This is a genomic window from Desulfovibrio sp. 1188_IL3213 (assembly GCF_036763145.1).
Lineage (GTDB): Bacteria > Desulfobacterota > Desulfovibrionia > Desulfovibrionales > Desulfovibrionaceae > Desulfovibrio.
Map to the genome: position 1 here is coordinate 1 of NZ_JBAIYR010000747.1, position 253 is coordinate 253.

1 pseudogene is annotated in these 253 nt (G+C 41.1%); it reads left to right on the top strand.

Going from position 1 to position 253, the window contains the following annotated elements:
• Positions 1-126: pseudogene (locus V6C16_RS14835) on the top strand (transposase); the annotation flags it as partial.
• Positions 127-253 lie beyond the last annotated feature (127 nt).

The following is a 253-nucleotide window of genomic DNA, read 5'->3' on the forward strand; positions in this document are numbered from 1 at the left end:
AGAGCAATAGGCGAAATTCTGCGGAAATTGTGCGAATGGAAAGATGTGAAAATAGTTGAGGCAGAGTGTTGTCCTGATCACATCCACATGTTGCTTGAGATTCCCCCCAAAATGAGTGTCTCAAGTTCATTGCTGTCCGGCTAAGGGTTAAGAAAAAAGTCCAAAATCTCAATGCGATGTGGTATAAAGAGTTTGCGAAAAACTTTGCCACACAAGGAGATTTTGGACATGAGTCACCATAATACACTTTTCT